This is a genomic window from Paenibacillus sp. O199, assembly GCF_001636635.1.
GTDB classification, from domain to species: domain Bacteria; phylum Bacillota; class Bacilli; order Paenibacillales; family Paenibacillaceae; genus Paenibacillus; species Paenibacillus marchantiae.
Map to the genome: position 1 here is coordinate 62,890 of NZ_LGRP01000015.1, position 20,638 is coordinate 83,527.

Consider the following 20,638-nt stretch of genomic DNA (forward strand, 5'->3'; position numbering starts at 1 on the left):
CTCCGTTGTCAACCGTTTTCTACCATTTAAAATAGAATGAAAAAAAGGGCCTACTCCAAAGTTTGACCTTGGAGTAAGCCCTTCTTATATTTAGATATAGGTTAACCCAACTTCTGACCACAGTTTGGACAGAAATTTGCTCCTTCATTCTTAGCGCCACAGTTCGGACAGAAATTCGGCTTTTTATTGTCTCCAGACGAAGAAGATGCACCTGCATCGCTGTTTTGATTAGCCGCAGGTTTTTGATCCGAATTCTGATTCTGGTTGTTCTGGTTCTGATTCATGTTCTTCATCATTTCATTCGCCATGTTCATGCCCATCATCATGCCCGCCATATCCGAAGCAGCGCCGCCACCCTTAACTTTACCGGATGAGATGCCATCAGTCATGCTGACCTGCTGATATTTTTGCAAATTGCCGATCATTTCATGTGAAGCAGTCTTCGTAATCATATCCTGGATCTCCTGCGGATAATTGAAGCTCATCACCTGGAAGCCTGTGATTCCGATCCCGATGTCCATCATTTGCATATCCAGATCTTCCTGAATACCTTTGGCAATATCCGAGGCATTCGCCTGCAGGTTGAACATGTCCTTACCCTCACGGCTAATCCATTTCATTAGCAACTGATCCAGCACAGACGTAATTCGGATTTTAACATCCTCGACCAGATAGCTCTGCTTGATACCCGCGATTTTATCGATCAATGTAACATAGTCACTCACTTTAAAATTAAACGTACCATTCGCACGAACCGGCATTCCACCTGGAAGTTGAGGAGTTGGAATCAATACCGGACTTTGCGTACCCCATCGAACCGTAAACTCCTTCGTATTCACAAACAGCACTTCGACCCGCATGCCGCTGTTGAATCCGAATTTGAAGCCTTTTAAGGTAGACAGAAACGGAATGATCTCGGAATCGATATTAAACGACCCTTCGTCCTCAAAAATCCCTTCCACCTTGCCGTTATTCAGGAAGATCGCATCCTGCCCCGAACGGATAATCAATTTACTTCCCTTCTTGATCTCACGGTTACTCCACTTCCAGAAAATCATATCATCTCTGAACTCTTCCCATTCCACCACATTCGAAAATTGATTTTTGAAAAATCCCATACTCGTTCCCATCCCTTCTATAGTAAGCATTTTGCATCATCATGACAAAAGTTGAATTGTTGTTTTTCCTGCTAGAAAGATCCTCTGCTACCACTGTGCGAATGACCGCCTCGGCTGGTACCTCCACCCCCGCCGCCTCCGCCACCATTGTTATTGTTCTTCTCAATTTTGCGTTTGGTTACCGTTGTGCGGATATAACGATCCTGACGATCAATTACGCTGGAAGTACTCGAATCCTCATAAGTAGCACGATTAACTGTCACACGTCCGCCAGAACGGTAAGTCATTACACCAACCACAACACCACCTATAGCAAGCGCCGCAACAAGTTGGAACCAGATATTAAACAAAATATTATCAGGATTCACACCCGGCTTATATCCCATATATTTATAGGAGAGATTAATATATTTTTCAAAAGCAAGCTTGTAATTCCCCTCTGTCAGATCGGGAGTAATTTTGTTTCTGATTTTATCCAGCCTTCCGCTGTCGAGATAATCTTTCGCTTTATAAAAGCCAGCCAGATAAATATCCCGATTGTACATATCCAACGTCAGAATGACCGCATTTCCATGCGCTTTATCAAACCCAAGAGCGTGCTCATCATAGAAATCCTCGGTCAGCAGCTGTACATCCTGATTCTCCGTATTATTCGTTGTCAGAATAACAAAATCCGTCTGCCTCTCCGCGCCATACTCATTCGCCAATGCGTTCAGTTCACTTTTCTCCTGCTCGTTCAGCAGATTAGCTTCATCGTAAATCAGGTTCTTGCTGTCTGCTGCCGATACAACTGACATTGGGATCAATGGAGACACGAGGGTAATCACAAATAAAATGAGCGTTGCCATCCATGCCAGATGTTTTCTTTCCCTCACAGGAATCCACCTCCCATCATCCAGGAGACCAGTTTCAATGACAACAAAGAAACGGCTGAAATACCTGCGAACCATCCGGCAACTTTAGCTTTGCTAATAGGCGGTTTACCAACCACTTTACCCGTCTGTCCATTCATGGCAAAGGTATACTGCGAACGATTGTAGTCATAGTAAACCATCCATACTGGGAGCAGCACATAGTCTGCATTTTTTAACGTAGTATCAATCTGTTTGTCCGTGTAACTAACACTGTTATAACCAGAAACCGTTGATGCAATATAAGAATCGATATAAGAGCTCGTTTTTTCCTTGGCGCGCGGGTATAGTTCCTCATCGGTATAACTATATTTTTCCGCAATATACCCGGCGAGATACGGGGTTTTGAAAAGCTTTAACTGGTTATAAGGAAATGGCTCCAGCTTATCCATCAGTTCATCTTTCATTTTCTCCGATGCATCAATGGGCAGATTCACATAATTCAGCCGGATTCTCCGGTAAATATCGAAATGCTGCGTTTCCGTGTAATGGTAATCACCCTGCGTGTAAGTTCTGATCTTTGTGCCACGGCCATGAACTTCGATTTTGTTATGTAACTCATATAACCAGAAAGGCACATATATCCCGGTAATGCTCTTGACTCGGTCAGCCGTCATGAATCCGCTAGGTGTCAGCAAGCCGTTTCTGCACCACTTTTTGAACGCCTGCTTGGCCTCATCCTTACTGATCGAAAAGGGTAAGACCATGGCCGGTGCCAGATCTCCCGTCAGTCGATCACTCAGAACAACGGCAGCTCCACAGAAGCTGCATGTCGTTGCACTTGTCTCCGGCTCAGTCACAATATCGGCGCCGCAGCTGTTACAGTGATACTCCTTGACCTCATTCTCCGTGAACACCTGTTTCTTCAGCGGATCGGGGATCTGTTCGATGTTATCCTGTCGTCCGCAGCTGGGGCAGGATAACGCTCCAGTTGCACTATCAAAAAGCATTCCACTGCCGCAGTTGGGACACTTGTACTCGATTACCGGCATTTGCTCACCTCAATGTTTAACGAAATGTATTACATCATATATCGTTATTTATCTTCCAATTTCTTCTGAATTGCTGCAAGCTCTTCCTCTGGACTCGGCGTCACCTGTGCATTATTACCCGCATCGGCATTCATTTGCTGCTCCAACTGCGCAATGAGCACATCCAGATCATCTTCCTGTGCCCCAGCACGCAGTTCAGCCAAAGCCTCAGCTTCATTAAGTGCCTGATTCGCTTTGTCTTCCATCGCCTTCAAAGCAGCATTCGCATTGGCGGCGGAGGCGTTCCGTTCATTGGCCTGTTGTTGCGCATTGGCAGCCGCCATTCTGCCCTTCAGCTCCGTATGTCGAGCTTCCAATTGCCCCATATCCGCCACCAGCTTCTCGTGCATATGCTTCATCATTTTGGCTTTGGCAGAAGCCCGATCATAGGCAGCTTGTAATTCATTCCGTTTCTTAGCCTGCTCTGCCTTCTTTTCCAAAAAACCACGTGCCTTGGCTTCATCACCAGACTCCGCAGATTTCTCTGCATACCGCTGTAATTTCTTAATCTCTGCACTGCATTCGTCCAAAGCCCTCTTCGCCCGGCTCTCATCCGAGAGAACCGCAGCCGTCTCTGCCTTCACCTGACCCAAATCACTGCTCAAGCTCTGCATATATTCATTCACCGTTTTCTCCGGATCTTGCGACCGAGCCAGCGCATGGTTCACATTCGCTCTCATCACGTCCCTAAACCTCGATAAGATTCCCATCATCCGTTCCTCCTTCGATCAGTTCATATGTACTATAATACATGAATATGAGGTTGAAGGTTTCATTTACTGCCACTGCAACAATAAATTTGAAGTAATCCAAGCGTGACATAATCCCCTTACGTTATAAAAGAAAAGACGATCGCCTATGGCGTCGCCTCATTAACTAAAACCTCTTCCGAAATCAGTGATTTCCTTTTCATCATTCACAGTTCTTCTATAAATTTGATACTTTCCTCTGCAATTAGATCCGGATCAGTATCATGAACGTAATGACCGTTATGTAACAACAGATAGCGCCCATTCTTCACAGACTCAACATACTTCACTAAGTAATTTCGCCAATTCTCGACAGGTAATTCCTCTCCATTCGATATAAAAAAATACATGGGCACATCCGGAATACCTCGTTCTAAAACTTGTGATGCATTATTCCTAATCATTTTAACTTCTTCATTCATGTTCAGTGTCTGCGTTTTCTTATAAAATAATGCCCTATATATCTCCTCCTCTTGGGAGGACAACCTCTTCTCTTCAATTGCAGCGGACGAGTTAACGATGTCGGGGAAAAAACGGGTTATTCCGACACGAGCTCCTAGGCTTGTAAGGCTCATCATACCAGCTGAAGGTAGAGGATACTTTTCATAAACTTCTGGAATAGCAGGATCAAGACCAATAATAGCCTCAACTTCGTTTGGATACATTTGTGCCCAATATAGTGCTTCTATACCCGACATGGAATGCGGAAACAACACATAGGGCGGTGTTTCTCCCGCTAACGTCAGAGCTGCTCTGGTTTCTTCCAACATCGTATTGATATCACGGGGGGCCTTTGCCGTTGGACTGAAACCGTAGCCTGCCTTCTCAACAACAGCAATCTTGTATTGATCCGACAATCTGGAATAGAGCGCCTTGAAATCCAATACAGGAGAAGATGTGCCCCCACCTGACATAAAGACCAGTGTATGTTCTCCGGAACCTTCTGTATAGACATGCATTGGGTGATTATTAACATCAACCATTACACCTGGGGGTGATAGTATAGCCGATTCTTTCTTTAGTTTAATTGTATGATTCGTGAAACTAATCGCTATGAACAAAAGCAGGATACCCATTAAAGCCAAGACACCATAACCCATTCGTTGTACAATTTTCATTACATTCCCCCAACATTCTGTCCCATTTCCAATTATTATAACATGTGTTCATAGACGTATACTTTACTAGGATTCCACGGGAAGGCTCTCCACCGCTGTGAAGAAGACATCCAGCAGATCGACGTCAAAATTAGCATGAACGTATGCGGCAATCTGCGCCAGTTGTGCTTCCCGTTTGAAAAATCCGAATATGGTATTCCGTCATCATCTTTATCACACTTCCAAGGAGGAGAGTACATCCAGATAATCTGTTTGCTTGTCAGCATAACTGAATCCGTCAGGAGCCAGGGATGCCATTCCTCTGCAAGTTGGCTATAATAAGGAAAGCCCTCTGGTCTGATGTACCAGCAGGAACCATGAATGATTTTTATAAAAGGCAGGAAAATTATGCGTACACGAGTTCATATTATCGCTCCTTACGAATCCATGACTACGATTATAGAAGAATGTATTCCGCTATTCCCCCAGTTAGCCATTCAATATGAGGTGGGCGACCTGATGAAAGGCGCCGAATTGGCGGCACAGGCTGAACGAAACGGAGCGGAGATTATGATTAGCCGCGGCGGTACTGCCCAACTAATCAAGGAAGCCGTAACCATTCCCGTCATTGATGTGCAGTTGTCCGGATATGACATGATTCGTTCGCTAACGCTGGCAAGCCAGTTCAACGGCCAAACCGCTATCGTTGGCTTTGCCAACATTACTTCAGGAGCACAGTCGATTATCGATCTGATGGAACTGCCTTTAAAGGTGTATACCATACGCAGCTCCGAGGATGTGGCAAGGCTGCTGCTGGAGCTGAAAGCGTCAGGTTACCGTCAGATTGTTGGCGATGTTATCACCGTGAATACAGCCAAAACCTATGGAATGGAAGGATTGCTGATCCAGTCTGGCAAGGAATCCATTCTCAGAGCGCTTGAAGATGCACAGTTGGTATATCGGTACTTGAGCAAAAATCACGCGATATCCATCATACTGAACAACCTGGTTACCCAGGAGCATCCAAATCTCATGATCTTGGACGACCAGAACGAAGTTGTATTCGAGAATTTAACTGATTTTGAGCAGAATCCGCTGACCGATAATCAGATTTACCTCACCAATACCAACCTGGATTTCCATCAATCCCAAGTTCAAAATGTGTTCATCGTGGATGATTACCAGCTTACGGTGACGGCCTACGAAACGACGTTAAATAACAAAACCTATAAAGTATACTCCCTTGAAAAAGGACAGCCCTATGCTTTTGCACAATTTGGCATAACGGCATATACCGATATATCCATGGAGCCGATTGTTGCCGAATCCCCTGCCATGCAGGCCGTATTGAAGAATATCCGGGCGCTTTACGAGAACCATGAACCCATTTATCTGCTAGGCGAAGCGGATTCGGGCAAGTCTTTTCTGGTAAAACATATTCATCAAATGTACTCCAGCGGTGGGCTGATGCTCCAAATCGATCTTGCCCAGGTTCCTCCAGGACATTTGCACAAAATTCCACTTTCCAAAGTGCGAAACGTAGAAATTAATCTTTTGGAAAATGGTTCGAAAGATGAGGAGTTGATCTCATTCATTCAGACCTGTCTACAGAGGCAGATCGGGGTATTCATCCTGGGGGAACAGGGATTGAATCCTAATAAAACGCTGGATGTCGAGCTGAATACGATCATTATGCCGAGCCTTGTGGACAGGCAGGAGGATCTTGCGCCACTGATCCAGCACTTCCTCAGCGATTACTACCAGAAGTATGGGACAGTTGCGGTGAAGATGAAAGAGGACGCGTTGCAGCTAGTTAAGGATCAAGTCCCGCATATGACTGTGAACCAGTTGAGGCATCTTATCAAACAGGCTGCACTGAATGAGCAGGATTACGTGATCTCAGCCGAAACCTTATCACACCTGCTCGGTGAACAACCCTCACCCAATACGATGAAGCTTAGTGGTACGCTGAAAGAAATCGAAAAAGAGATTATTCAACTCGTTCTACATGAGGAAAACAATAATCAATCCAAGGCGGCCGAACGCTTAGGGATTAACCGTGCCACGTTATGGCGTAAACTTAAAGAGTAACTTTAGGTTTACGCTTTTTTTTACGTTTATATGTGTTGCATAATTAAACACTTATAACTATTACTTAAAATTTACAATAATTAAGTGTTGCTAAAATAAACAATATGAGATAACATAATCCCTGCAAACGCTTTATAAAAACGATTACTTCATAAGGAGCCACTACTATGAACATTAAAGCAACATTAGATCGTATTCCTGGCGGTATGATGGTTGTTCCCCTGTTGCTCGGTGCAACCATTAACACATTCTTTCCGAATGCTTTACGAATCGGGGGTTTCACGGAAGCCCTGTTCGTAAATAGCTCAAGCACATTGATCGCCCTGTTCCTGTTGATTGCTGGTACGCAAATTACGTTCAAGACGGCCGGTTCTTCAGTTGGTAAAGGCGTTACCTTGCTTGTGTTCAAGTGGGCAGTTGGTGCAGTATTAGGTTTGATCGCCATCTATTTTGCGGATTCCAATGGTTTATTCCTTGGTTTGGCACCGCTTGCCATTATCGCTGCAATGACGAATTCCAATGGTGGACTGTACATCGCCCTGGCCGGACAATACGGCAAAGAAGATGACAAAGCGGCTTATCCGTTCCTCGCGCTCAGCGATGGACCGTTCCTCACCATGGTTGCTCTTTCCATTTTCGGTGCGATGGGCTTTGCCAACGGCATGTTCTCCCCGATGGCTTTTGTAGCCGTACTGCTTCCACTGATCGTCGGTGTTGTTATCGGTAACCTGGATCGTAACCTTGCTGAATGGCTGCACAAAGGCAGTGACAAGCTCGTTCCATTCTTCGCCTTTTCACTCGGTATGGGCATCAACTTCTCGTCCATCATTCAAGGCGGACTTAGCGGCATCATGCTGGGTGTAATTACTGTATTGATTACTGGCGGCGTCGGCTACCTGCTCTTCAAAGCCATTGGCTGGAATCCCATTGTCGGAGCTTCGGAAGGTTCCACTGCCGGTAACGCTGTAGGTACACCTGCTGCCATCGTGGCTGCCAATGCTTCATTTGCCCCGATTGCCGAGATTGCTACAGTACAAATTGCTGCGAGTGTTGTGACGACTGCCATTCTACTGCCGATCTTCATCGGATTCCTCTCCAAAAGGCTGGAGAAATCAGGCGGTGTCGAGAAATACAATCAAAGACCGTCCACATAAATGCATTGAATTTAGCTGACCGGACTTATATTTAATTTTGATTTTCAAGGAGGGATGACTGCATGAAATTAGCCATTATTGCAGATGATTTGACCGGCGCCAATGACAGCGGGGTGCAGCTTGCCCGCCATGGATTAAAGACAAGCGTACTATTCAACATGGACGAAAATAACATTCGTAATTACGATGCGGTCGTGTTTGATACCGACAGCCGTTCCATCACACCGGAGGATGCGTATCAGCGGGTTAGTCGAGCAGCCGAACTGCTGTTAAAGAACGGATTTGGCACCATTTTCAAAAAAATGGATTCAACCATGCGCGGAAACATCGGGATCGAGATCGACGCTTTGTATGATGTGGTCAAGCCCGACTTTATGATGATCGCCCCAGGCTACCCCAAGAACAATCGCACCATTCTTAATGGCACGCATTATCTGAACGGGGTTCCACTGGCCGATACCGAGATTGCGAATGATCCGAAGACACCTGTCACTCTTTCATATCTTCCGGATTTGCTCAAGCTTCAGACCAAGTATGAAGTGGGCGAGATTACGGTGAGTGATCTTGAATCGGGTACAGATCATATGAAGACGCAACTGGAAACCTTTAAGGCAAACGGCATTCCCTATATCCTCGTCGACTCGACAGATGAACAGCATTTGGAGCAGGTTCTAAGCATCACCAGCAAGCTTGATTATTCATTTGCCTGGGCAGGATCGGCGGGAATTGCGAACTACCTTCCCACTCATTACGGTTTGGGAGCCAAATCTGCGGAATTGACCATTCCGGCGAATTCGGGCCCAATCCTCACCGTTGTAGGGAGTGTGAACAAAAACTCTCGTGAGCAGCTCAAGCAATTGCTACAGAAAACCGACGTATCATCCATCCCGTTCCACTCGTTCAAAGCCGTATCGGGTGCAGCAGATCGTGAGCAAGAAATCGATCGTGTGTATGAGGAAGTGATGGCCAAAGCCGTAGAGGGCAATGACGTTGTCCTCTATTCAACCGCCGAACAGGTAGATATTGAGCTAGCACGTGCTAAGGGTGAAGTCAGAGGACTTAATCACACCGAGGTCAGCAATGAAATTGTACGGGCCATAGGTGAAATCTGCGCCAAGCTGCTGGAGAATGGGTATTTCAAAGGTGTATCCATGACGGGCGGAGATACAGCTAAGCAAATCTGTATGAAGTGGAATATCAGCGGTTTTGAGCTGCTTGATGAGCTTGAAATTGGTGTACCGATATCGAAATTTATTGGAATTGAGGATTTGCACGTGATTACCAAAGCGGGCGGGTTCGGCAAGCCCGACGTCTTCATCCATGCAATAGAAAAATTAAAAGGAGGAGTTACCGTATGAAACCAACCGTAGGAATTACAATGGGCGATGCAGCAGGTATTGGACCCGAGATCATTATGAAAGCATTGGGCCATCAGGAGGTCTACAAAAATTGCAATCCACTCGTCATTGGCGATGCAAAAATATTGGAGCGTGTCCTGCCTGTCATCGGATCGAGCCTGAAAGTAAATGCCATTCATGAACCATCCGAAGCCAAGTATGAATTCGGTACAGTGGACATTATTGATTTGGATCTCATTCCTGCAGATCTGGAATATGGAAAAGTATCTGCCGTTGCGGGAGATGCAGCATTTCAGTTTCTGGCGAAAGCCATTGATCTGGCAAAAAAACAGCAAATTCACTCCATCTGCACGGCGCCTCTGAACAAGGAAGCCCTGCACCTAGGTGGGCACTTGTATCCAGGTCACACCGAGATTTTGGCTGATTTGACCGATACCGAGGATTTCTCCATGATGCTGACTACACCCAATCTGCGAGTGATTCACCTTACGACGCATATGGGTCTGATTGATGCCATTGCCAGCATCAACCCGGAAAGAACATACACTGTGGTTAAACTGGCTCATGATACTTTGAAAAAAGCTGGCTTCGAAAATCCGCGTGTAGCTGTTTGCGGTATTAACCCGCATGCAGGTGAGAACGGACTGTTCGGTAATGGTGAAGAGGAAGAAAAACTGCAGCCCGGCATCGAACGTGCACAAAAGGAAGGCATTAACGTCGTTGGTCCACTTCCGGCGGACACGTTATTCTTCCGCGCTGGACGTGGCGATTTTGATATCGTTGTGGCTTGTTATCACGACCAAGGACATGCACCAATTAAGGTCATGGGCATTGAAGAAGGCGTGAACATTACGGTGGGTCTCAAAGGCGGCATTATCCGTACTTCTGTAGACCATGGAACAGCCTTTGACATCGCAGGCAAAAACATCGCCGATGACAAAAGCATGCTGGCCGCCATCCGTTCCGCCATTGAACTTGCGCCCAAAACGCAAATTTAAAGTAATCAAAGAGATTTGTTAGAGTAACGACCGTTTCCCATTCTTCTACTGGGAAACGGTCGTTTTGTGTACAAGCGCAGTCAGTGGATATGGACTTTTCGTAATCATCATCACATACCTTAAAGTAAAAAACGATTGAGGGTGTATGAACTCCGTGAACAATACTTCCCTGCCATCTTCTACTATGGAGAAACCCAACTTTCTCGTCATTCTTGTAGATGAAGAGCGTTATCCTCCTGTATATGAGAGTAAAGAAATACAGGCATGGCGTAGAGAAAATCTGATTACCGAGGAACGTTTAAAGTCTCATAGTATGGAATTCCATCGGCATTATATCGGAACAACCGCCTGCTGTCCCAGCCGGGCTACCATTTTCACAGGTCAGTATCCATCACTGCACGGTGTCAGTCAGACTGTCGGCATTGCCAAGGAATCGTATGACTCTGACATGTTCTGGCTGAATCCTAATACGGTGCCTACGATGGGCAATTACTTCCGAGCAGCAGGATACCAGACTTACTATAAGGGAAAATGGCATATATCCAATGCGGATATCATCTCTCCCGGCACCCACCAAAGCGTTCCCAGTTACCACCCCCTGACCGGGGTTCCTGAACCCCAGTTGGAAAGCCTGTACCTTCACGCGAGTCGTTTGGAGGACTTCGGATTCTCCGATTGGATCGGCCCTGATCCCATAGGCAGAAACCCCCGAAACTCCGCTTCCTCCGCCGCTTTTGGCTTAAGTGGACGTGATGAGGTATACGCCGCCGAAACAGTTCATCTCATTGAGTCCCTTGATCGCAGGAAGAATGAACACCAACAAGTCGAGCCCTGGCTCATTGTCTCTTCCTTTGTGAACCCCCATGATATTACGTTATATGGTGATCTCGCCGCGCGCCTACCCGATTTCAAATTCGAGGTAGATCCGATGCCCGCAGTCAACGCTCCTCCGACAATACACGAGTGGCTGGGTACCAAACCACGTTGTCAGGCAAATTACCGAGACTTGTATCCAAGAGCTTTACAGCCTATCACCGATCAGAGCTTCTATCGCCAGCTATATTACCAATTGCAAAAAAATGCGGATCGCCAAATGCTCAAAGTGTATGAAGCTCTTACGCGCTCCTCCTTCTATGACAATACCATTGTTATTTTCACATCGGATCATGGCGATCTGTTGGGCGCTCACGGCAATCTTCATCAAAAATGGTACTGTGCCTATGAGGAATACCTTCATGTTCCTTTTTTGATTCACAATAAACAACTGTTTCCCGAGCAACAACATGTGCATAGCCTGACAAGTCATGTCGATCTGCTGCCAACTTTGCTAGGTCTGGCCAATATTAACGTTTCCGAAATCCATGGACGATTGCAAAAGAATTTCAGTGAAGCCCGCCATTTGGTAGGACGGAATCTCACACCTCTAATTTATGGAGATGATAATCCGTCGCGGACCCAGCAACCGGTCTATTTTATGACGGACGATGATGTCACACGTGGTCAGCACCAAACCAATCCATTAGGCATGCCCTATTCGTCTGTGGTACAACCCAACCATATCGAAACCGTAATTACCACCCTTTATAAAAACAACAAACCGGAAATCTGGAAGTTTTCCCGGTACTTTGACAATACTCAATTTTGGAGTCAGCCTGGGGTAAAAGATGTCATCACACAGCCCGTTGGAAAGCCCGCTTCAGGACAATGTGTAACGTTAACGAAAACACAGCCGGTACCTGATGAATATGAATTGTACAACTTGACGGACGACCCGCTGGAGACCTGCAATCTGGCCCATTCTGCTTATGCCACTCCGCAGACGATGAACATTCAGCAATGGATGATGCAACTTCTGGAGGAACAACGGAAACAAAAACGTTTGTATCCTCATCAACCTACGATATAGAGATTTGGAGAAATAACATCTCTATCATTCGTTAAACCAAATCGTAGACTTATTGAAATTGCAGCTAATAACATGTGCTCGTTTCGTTAAATAGTAATAAGCTAAAAAGGATGTCCTCGTCATGTTCATGACTTATGGGACATCCCCTTTTATATATTTATATCGATATTGAAATGAAGACTCATCATCCAAGCCCAATTTCGTTATTTATCTGATCCATACAATCTTAGCTCTTCTGCATCATCCGAAAACCGGATCATTTTTTCGAATTTTAATCCCAGTTTTTCAAGAAGCCTTGCAGATTTTTGATTATTTGAAGAAGTGATCGCCACAATACGATCGAAGCCCAGCACCGTTCTTCCATGGGTCAGTGTTGCCGAAGCGGACTCGTACGCATATCCATTCCCCCAGAACTTTGGAAGAAAAGCATACCCGATGTCCACATCTTCCAAAGAATCTCGTTTGATCAGCCCACAAATCCCGACCGGAACACCATCCGCTTTCCGCTCCGTCAAGAACAGCCCGAACCCTAAGCGGTTGTACATCTCGACTGGGCCATTCAGGATATATTCACGTGCGCCTTCCACGGTTCTCACACCTCTGTCGCCAATGAACTCCAGCCAGGAAGGATCATTCAAAAGCTCAAGCATAAACTCCCCATCATCCGGTGACAGCCAACGAAGGTTTAACCGATCTGTTTCAAGAACTTTCAAGAAAACATCCCCCTTCTGGAGCATGGACGATGAAACCCACCAGAATATAAATGTTTGGCCCAATACTCTCAATAGATAACATTATACTGACCCTTAATCTTACTTCACAAGTTGATACAACAAAAAAACTAATGTATATAAGGAGTCACCTTATCGATCGTACCAATATCCAGGAATACCTCTTTCCAGACGCATCAGCGCCTCAAGATAAAAATAATCGCCCCAGATCGTATAATCGTCAGGTGAATCTCCACCTCTTACGGAGTAAGAACCATGCTTCAGCAGACCCTCCGCTGTATCCGAGCCCTGCGTGGAATAATGATTAAATAAGGATTTCATGGACGATTCCGCTGCTTTCCGAAAAGCCTCCCGCTCAGGATCGGCTTCATCAAGCCGTCCGGCAATTTCTAGCAGACCACAGGCAACAATAGCCGATGCAGAACTGTCCCGTTTCGGTTCAGGCGTCTGCGGGGCATCAAAATCCCAATACGCTACTTCGTCCTCCGGAAGATGGGCAAGGAAATAACGGGCAAGACGTTTGGCTGTCTCCAGCATCTCTGTACTTTGCAGATAGCGGCTGCACAGTGCAAATCCGTATATTCCCCATGCCTGTCCGCGAGTCCAGGTAGAGCCATCATTGTAGCCTTGATGCGTACCGCCTCGAATGGCCTCTCCGGTAGCCTGGTCAAAATAAAAGGTATGATAACTTGAGTCGTCTCCACGAACGAGGAAGCGGCGGCTTTTCAGTGCATGCAGTTCGGCAACGCGGCGATACTCATCGTTATTGGTCTGCTCATACGCCCAGAACAGCAGTGGAAGATTGAGCAGGCAATCGATAATAATTCGCCCTCCGTTATTCACATCACCTTTCCGCCCCCAGGCCTGAATCAGTCCAGCATCCTCCCGCCAGCGTTTCATCAGCATATCAGCTGCTTCCAGCGTAAGTTTCCTTGCAGCGGCGTCATGCTCCACAATCCATTGTGCCTTAGAAGACAACGAATAAAGGAAGCCAATATCATGATGATCGAAAATGATTTTCTGCTCCATTCGCCGACGGAAGTTATCGACGCTATCCACGGCAGCCTCACGAAACCTCGGGTCCTGAGTATACTCCGTGCATAACCACAGGATGCCTGACCAGAACCCTGCCGTCCACTCCGTATTATCGTTAAGCACATAATGCTCATCCCCATTACTAACATGGGGAAAGCGTCCTTCGAATCGATCTATATTATGCCGAGTGACATGGAGTGCATCTTCAATAGCTTTTTTCCACATGGAACAGTTCCTCCTCTAGACAAGTCATATTCTTCAAGCCTCTTGCTGGACAAGTCTGCTATTTTGCTTATATTGACCGGGAGTGATCCCCTCATATTTCTTGAAAACACGAATGAACGAATTGCTGTTCAGGAAACCCACCCGCTCGGATACGTCCTGGATCGTCAGTTCCTCTGCCTGTAGAATTTTCTTGGATTGCTCAATTCGATATTGGTTGATGTAATCTATTACGTTGACCCCTGTCTGTTCCTTGAAGTACTTGGAGACATAGGTTGGATGAAACCGAAAGCGCTCGGATAAATGGGTCAAGCCCAGATTGACATCTGCATAACTCTCATGAATGAATTCCACCAGTTGATCCCTCAATTCCTCACTGCGGGAACGCTTGCGCTCATGCACCGTCTGGCATACCGTCTCCAGTATCCGCAGCAATTCGGACTCGATCTCCTCAAAGGTCTCACATGCAAACAATTGCCGAATCAGATCGTTGCGCTGTGTCATCTCGTTCTGGTCATCCGTCTTGATCTGTTCGGTAGCTTTCAGAAAGGTACTAATCAACTCAAACATTAGACAGCGAGCCAGTTCAACAGACAGGGGCTCTCCCGCAAAATTAGTCATGAGAATTTCGTTCATCACTTCCGTGGAACGCGCATAATTGCCTGTAGCGATATTATTGATGAGCTGTCTCTCCAGATCAAGAGGGTAATACAGCTCCTCCTTGGGCCGACGAATTCGGTTCGGGTCAATAATTTGACCGATCCCCAGAATCAGCCTGTATTCCAGCGCTTCTTCCGATTCCCGGAAACAATCTGCGATCTCCGCAATACGGTGATGAACATGGCTAACGCCAACAGAGAAATACACGCAGAATCGGGAGCCGATGAAACGCTGAGCTTCTTCGACTGCACGAATTAACCGATGACTGGTATCCTCCTCACACTCCCGAATATTGATCAGGAATGCAATTCTTCCATCAATGTCCGCAGAATATACATGACCGATTGAGCCGATCATCTCCTCCAGCACATTGGTCAGAATCAGGTGCACAAATTGATGCTGCTCCTCCTGGTCCTGCTCACGTACTCTGGAACGGAACAGCCCTTCAACATCCTCAATGTGCAGGAGCAATACAGCAAACGACTCCGTCTCGAATCGAATACCTGAACGTTCCAAGGTCGATGCAAACTCCTCACCCACCTGTACCCTTCCCTTCATCAACTTGGAGAGCAGACTGCTCCTTATAACGCTTTGCTGATCCTTAAGCCTGTTCGCAAATTGATCCTGCTCTTCCCAGGCTTGCATCAGAACAGATTGCAAAATGCCATATTCATCGTCCGGCTGTTCCAGTTTCCATTTGACCTTATCCGAGATAATGTTCATGATCCGTCCCAGCGGACGGTAATTCCGTCTAGTGAACCACCAGGCTGCCACCCCGCCAAGGATAAGCCCTGCAGCAACGCCTCCAAGCGTAATATCGCGGATAACCGTCAGCTTCTTGGCATAGATTCGGGTAGGTATGATGGATACATACTTCCAGTCCTGGATCTTAGAAGAAATCTGCGATATGGTCACGGATTCTCCGTTCCAATCGATCGTTTCCGTTCTTTTCCCAGCATCATCGAAAAGGTTAAGGTCCTCCCCACTCATGTAAGGGGTTTCAAGTGATCCGGTAGAAAATAACGTTTGACCGTCGTGATCCAGAATGAACACAGTGCTCTCTTTTTCCAAACGTACGTTATCAATGGCTTGCTGGAATCGGTTAGGGTCCAGGCTAACAACGAAGGTCGCAGGGCTGTCAGCGCCATTCTGAATAGGAAACGGCTGAATATAGACAAGCGTGTCTTCAATCCGTCGATCTTCACTCCGAACCTCCATCTTTCGGTACATGCTCTTACCGGAATCATGCATAAGCCGGGTCCAAGCTTCCTCGGTTACATTGGTGCCCTGATAGAACATGTCATATAGATAATTTTTTTGAATCAGTGAAGACGAGGACAACGCGATATCGGATTGTTTGATATAAATATACAGTTCACTAATCAAGCCGTTTCCGACGCGTGTAGATTTCAGGTTTTTGATCAGATCAATCCCCATGAACCTCCAGCGGGCATCCTGTTCAGACGCATGATTAATGAAGCTCATGAGTTGGGAGTCAGCCATTAGTTGATTGCTAATGCTGCCAATATCACCAATCTGGTTATCAATGGTTTCCTGTACCTGAGATAACAGCACCATGTTGGAACGATTCACTTCTTCCTCAAGCAACATCCGAGACTCGGCAAAAACAGCAGCACCGATCACAATCGGTATGAGCAGAATGACCATGTAAGAAATGCCCCAGGATAACAGGATGCTTTTTCTCTTCATGCGTCTCCTCCTCACCGTTTGTTATTTGGTATGGCTTGATAAGGCAACTCTATTCTTTGATTGCTCCGATCATAACACCTTTAACAAAGTATTTCTGCAGAAACGGATAGATGAACAATATAGGCAGGGTGGCTACCATGACGGTTGCGTATTTCACACTTTCCCCGATGGCCTCTTTGTCCATAGCGGTCGCTCCTGTGGTCATCGAGTCTGTACTGTTCTGAATCAGAATTTCTCGCAGCACCAGTTGAAGTGGAAACAGGTTCCGGTCCCGAATATACAGGATCGCACTGAACCATGAATTCCAATGACCGACGCCATAAAAGAGAATCATCACCGCAATAACGGGCATAGACAATGGTACGACGATCCGCCACAGAATGAGCATCTCTCCTGCCCCGTCTATACGGGCCGACTCTAGTAGACTTTCCGAGATTTCCGCAAAGGAAGTTCGCATAATAATCAGATTATAGCTGCTGATCAGACCGGGTACAATCAGAGCCCAGAGGCTGTTGCCCATATGAAGCGTGTTATTGATCAACAGATAAGACGGTATGATTCCGCCGTTAAAAAACATCGTAAATACAATCGCCAGCATAATCGGATTGCGGAGCATAAAGCTTTTGCGGGACAACGTGTACGCCCCCAGAATAGTAAACAGCAGATTAAGCGCCGTGCCCACCACCACAATGAATATCGTGTTCCTGTATCCGGATAGGATGTTGGGGTTGCTCAGTACCAGCCTGTAGCTCTCCATCGTAATCCCTTTGGGGAAAAGCAGCAGGCCTCTATGGGCCATGAGTTGACCTGAGTCGCTAAGCGATGCATTTAGCACATGCAGCAGTGGATACAAGGTTACGATAATTAGCCCTGTCATCAGAATCGCGTTGGCACCGCCAAACAGACGCTCTCCCATGGACCTTTTCATTCGCAAAGAAACTCCCTCCCTTCACCTCGTTCTTGGCTAGAACAGCTTGGTATTGGATATCGCCTTGGACAGGCGATTGGCACCGATTAGCAGCGTAAAGTTAATGACCGACTGGAAGAGACCCACCGCGGTTGTATAGCTGAACTCGGCACTTTCACTAATCCCTTTGCGGTAGACAAACGTCGAAATCACATCTGCTGTATCATACACATTCGGATTATAGAGCAGAATAATTTTCTCGAACCCAATCTCCATCAGTCCACCAATGCGGAGTATGAGGAGGATCATAATCATCGGAATGATGCCGGGAAGCGTGATATGCCACACCTGGCGAAGCCGACTCGCTCCGTCCACGTTGGCAGCATCGTAGAGCTCAGGGTTAATGCCGCTAAGTGCAGCCAAATAAATGATGCTGGAGAAGCCGAGCTCCTGCCAGATCGATGAGGCGGTATAAATGGTACGGAAATTGGCCGGATCGCTGAGAAGCGCGCTGCTCTGACCGCCAAAATAGCCAATGATGGTGTTAAACAGTCCATCACGAGATGAGAAATCAACAATCATGCCACAGATGACAACAATGGAAATAAAGTGAGGAATATACGAGATCGTCTGCACCGTACGTTTGAAGATTTCATGTCTGAGCTCGTTAAGCAGAAGAGCAAGAAGAATGGGAGCCGGAAAACCGAACAACAGCTGATAAAAGCTTAGCAAAAGAGTATTCTTCAGAATCCGCCAGAAATAATAGCTCTGAAAGAAATCACGAAAATGCTGCAATCCGACCCAATCACTGCCCCATATGCCTTTGCCCACCGAGTAGTCTTTGAATGCAATGATGGCTCCGTACATCGGCAGGTATTTGAAGACTAGAAAATATAAAACGACGGGGAGAGCCATCCAATAGATGGCTTTATTCTTTTTGTAATTGAGCCATAACAAGGAAAACTTGTGCGACAACTCCTTCATCCCCTTCCTTTTTCATTCCAAAGAGGGCATCCACGGCAGCAAAGTCGTAAAACGGCTACACCACCGTGGACATCTCTTCCTTATCTGGCTTTATAACGGTCCAGGGCAGCTTGCTGAATTTCAATAGCCCGTTTCACGTTAAACTTGTTGATCTGATCCACAAACTTGTCAAAGTTCTCAATCGGCTCAACCCCAATGACAAATTTGACGAACATCTCGTCCCGGTAGGTTCCAATATCACTCATGATCTTGCTGTACTCCGTAGATTCTTCTGTTGTCAGACTGGTTGGAGGAAGGCCCACCTTCAGTGTATTCTCGCTGTATTTGGAGAACAGAACCGCCGCATCCTTCTGCTGTTGGAGCTGATAATATTGCTCGTTGTACCGATCGTCATCCTCCCCCACGAAGGGATAGTTCGCAATAAAATGTTTGGCCATGGCCTGAGCAACCGACAGACCGTCTGGATTTTTCAAAATCTCATCAGTATAGGTCGGGTAACCGTCCTTCATCGTATAGGTGAGGCCCTCCATACCGAAATTTTTCAGCATATGTCCTTCTTCACTGAAGAAATAATCGAGTGCTTTGACCGTTTCCTCCGGATGTTTGTTGCTATTGGTGAGCACAACGCCGCTACTGCTCCACTCCCAGGAGCGTCCGGTAAACAGTGGTTCATCACCCTTATTCAGCACCGGATATTGAGTGGCTGTCAGGTTGGCGTTCGGATCCGTTTCCTGCAGAGCGGGCAGGTAGCGGCCTACACCTCCACCGATGAAGGTGAAAAACGCACCAGCTTGACTGCTCAAAATTTTGGCGTCGTATGTTTTCTGATCATTGGTAGCAAAATCGGGATCAATCAATCCCTCCTGATACCAGCGATGGAACATCGTTAGAAATTCCTTATATTCTGGCTCGATTGGTCCATAGACCACCTTGCCATCTTTCATAAACGTATTATTAGTGATGCCGTAAGCCTCCAGATATGTCGGTGCGGCTGGTCCCATCGTGCTCATTTTGGGTGGTGCACCAAACAACAGGGGCGCTGCTACGCCTTTTTTCTCCTTGAAGGCCTTGAGTACCGTCTCCCATTCCTCAATCGTTTCCGGTTTCTCCAGCTTCAGCTCATCCAACCAATCCTGACGGATGAACGTACCGCCGAAGGTTTTGTATTCCCCAAGCCGCAGATGCGGTATCGCATAGATATCTCCGTTGTCGGCTTTTAACTGTTTGGCAACCTCGGGATTCTCGTCCAAGATCTTTTTCAAATTGGGAGCGTATTCATCAATAAGATCGTTAAGTCGAATGATGATACCATCATTGAATAGCTTGGCGTAATCTCCATTGACAAACATGGCATCAGGCAGCTGATTCGAGGCAATCATGACATTGAACTGTTCGGTCTCGGCACCCACAGCGGGATGCTGGAATTCGATTTTGGTATTGGTTTTCTTCTCCCATTCCTTAATCGCCGTGATTTCATTCATGCTCTTGAGTGTGATGGAAGCATTGGTATTCATCGACATCCAGATTGAAATGGGGGTAGGTCCATCTCCTCCTGCTTCACCTGCACTTCCGTTGTCTCCTGAACAGCCCCCAAGAGCAGCAATGCTCATCATTAGGCAGATTCCAATTGTCAGTCGTTTTCTCCATGACCTTTTCATCACTTCACGTCCCCCCATTGAATTTGTATCGTGGATAAGCAGCCCTGTCATCGCTCTCCATAAAGTTACCGTTTGCCCGCTATATTGGCTATCCTCCATTCTTGCCGACATATCCAAAATTTGATATTTCCATGCGCGGCGCAGGATTTGCACATGAATGCAAGAGATCAAGATCATATATCCAGATTGAACGGTGAGTAAATAAGTGATGAACGTTTGTAAAAACATACATCAAAAAGCCTCCTAATCTACATCTCTGTAGGTTAGGAGGCTATTTTTATTTTATAACCATTCAACTCACCGTAAGGTGAACCGAAC

Annotated in this window: 16 protein-coding genes; 5 read left to right on the plus strand and 11 right to left on the minus strand. The window is 46.4% G+C overall.

The window, feature by feature from the left end:
- Window positions 1-101 precede the first annotated feature (101 nt).
- The 5 genes from A6049_RS20690 to A6049_RS20710 all read right to left on the minus strand — a co-directional run bounded on the left by A6049_RS20690 (window position 102) and on the right by A6049_RS20710 (window position 4,927).
- Window positions 102-1,118: an SPFH domain-containing protein gene (locus A6049_RS20690; RefSeq protein ID WP_063566468.1), complete on the minus strand. Its 1,017-nt coding sequence runs from the start codon at window positions 1,116-1,118 to the stop codon at window positions 102-104.
- A 71-nt stretch (window positions 1,119-1,189) separates the two neighbouring features.
- A complete protein-coding gene (locus A6049_RS20695) occupies window positions 1,190-1,966 on the minus strand; it encodes a TPM domain-containing protein (protein ID WP_063566530.1) in 777 nt (258 codons plus the stop codon).
- A 23-nt stretch (window positions 1,967-1,989) separates the two neighbouring features.
- Complete coding sequence (locus A6049_RS20700; protein ID WP_063566469.1) at window positions 1,990-3,021, minus strand: TFIIB-type zinc ribbon-containing protein; 1,032 nt, start codon at window positions 3,019-3,021, stop codon at window positions 1,990-1,992.
- A 44-nt stretch (window positions 3,022-3,065) separates the two neighbouring features.
- Window positions 3,066-3,770 carry a PspA/IM30 family protein gene (locus tag A6049_RS20705; protein WP_205412035.1) on the minus strand — a complete coding sequence of 235 codons (705 nt, stop codon included), beginning with the start codon at window positions 3,768-3,770 and terminating at the stop codon, window positions 3,066-3,068.
- Between the two features lie 206 nt (window positions 3,771-3,976).
- Window positions 3,977-4,927: an alpha/beta fold hydrolase gene (locus A6049_RS20710; protein ID WP_063566471.1), complete on the minus strand. Its 951-nt coding sequence runs from the start codon at window positions 4,925-4,927 to the stop codon at window positions 3,977-3,979.
- A 387-nt stretch (window positions 4,928-5,314) separates the two neighbouring features.
- On the opposite strand from A6049_RS20710, the gene A6049_RS20715 reads away from it, so the two are divergent.
- The 5 genes from A6049_RS20715 to A6049_RS20735 all read left to right on the plus strand — a co-directional run bounded on the left by A6049_RS20715 (window position 5,315) and on the right by A6049_RS20735 (window position 12,413).
- Window positions 5,315-6,997, plus strand: coding sequence for a sigma-54-dependent transcriptional regulator (locus A6049_RS20715; protein WP_063566531.1), 1,683 nt, complete (start codon window positions 5,315-5,317; stop codon window positions 6,995-6,997).
- Window positions 6,998-7,164: 167 nt separating this feature from the next.
- On the plus strand, window positions 7,165-8,151 hold the full coding sequence (locus A6049_RS20720; protein ID WP_063566472.1) for a 2-keto-3-deoxygluconate permease: 987 nt from the start codon (window positions 7,165-7,167) through the stop codon (window positions 8,149-8,151).
- 62 nt (window positions 8,152-8,213) lie between these two features.
- On the plus strand, window positions 8,214-9,509 hold the full coding sequence (locus A6049_RS20725) for a four-carbon acid sugar kinase family protein (RefSeq protein WP_063566473.1): 1,296 nt from the start codon (window positions 8,214-8,216) through the stop codon (window positions 9,507-9,509).
- The gene (gene pdxA / locus A6049_RS20730) at window positions 9,506-10,507 is read left to right on the plus strand and encodes a 4-hydroxythreonine-4-phosphate dehydrogenase PdxA (protein WP_063566474.1); all 1,002 of its coding nucleotides are present in this window, start codon (window positions 9,506-9,508) and stop codon (window positions 10,505-10,507) included. Before A6049_RS20725 ends, pdxA begins: the two co-directional genes overlap by 4 nt.
- 184 nt (window positions 10,508-10,691) lie before the next feature.
- Window positions 10,692-12,413 carry a sulfatase family protein gene (locus A6049_RS20735; protein WP_063566532.1) on the plus strand — a complete coding sequence of 574 codons (1,722 nt, stop codon included), beginning with the start codon at window positions 10,692-10,694 and terminating at the stop codon, window positions 12,411-12,413.
- Between the two features lie 203 nt (window positions 12,414-12,616).
- Here the strand turns inward: A6049_RS20735 and A6049_RS20740 are convergent, their stop codons facing one another.
- From A6049_RS20740 to A6049_RS20765, 6 genes are all read right to left on the minus strand, one after another.
- On the minus strand, window positions 12,617-13,126 hold the full coding sequence (locus A6049_RS20740) for a GNAT family N-acetyltransferase (RefSeq protein WP_063566475.1): 510 nt from the start codon (window positions 13,124-13,126) through the stop codon (window positions 12,617-12,619).
- A gap of 150 nt (window positions 13,127-13,276) precedes the next feature.
- Window positions 13,277-14,404, minus strand: coding sequence for a glycoside hydrolase family 88 protein (locus A6049_RS20745; RefSeq protein ID WP_063566476.1), 1,128 nt, complete (start codon window positions 14,402-14,404; stop codon window positions 13,277-13,279).
- A gap of 33 nt (window positions 14,405-14,437) precedes the next feature.
- Window positions 14,438-16,771, minus strand: coding sequence for a helix-turn-helix domain-containing protein (locus tag A6049_RS20750; RefSeq protein WP_063566477.1), 2,334 nt, complete (start codon window positions 16,769-16,771; stop codon window positions 14,438-14,440).
- Window positions 16,772-16,820: 49 nt separating this feature from the next.
- The gene (locus tag A6049_RS20755; protein WP_063566478.1) at window positions 16,821-17,705 is read right to left on the minus strand and encodes a carbohydrate ABC transporter permease; all 885 of its coding nucleotides are present in this window, start codon (window positions 17,703-17,705) and stop codon (window positions 16,821-16,823) included.
- Between the two features lie 30 nt (window positions 17,706-17,735).
- Window positions 17,736-18,662 carry an ABC transporter permease gene (locus A6049_RS20760; RefSeq protein ID WP_063566479.1) on the minus strand — a complete coding sequence of 309 codons (927 nt, stop codon included), beginning with the start codon at window positions 18,660-18,662 and terminating at the stop codon, window positions 17,736-17,738.
- An 80-nt stretch (window positions 18,663-18,742) separates the two neighbouring features.
- A complete protein-coding gene (locus A6049_RS20765) occupies window positions 18,743-20,548 on the minus strand; it encodes an extracellular solute-binding protein (RefSeq protein ID WP_090811506.1) in 1,806 nt (601 codons plus the stop codon).
- Window positions 20,549-20,638: the final 90 nt, after the last annotated feature.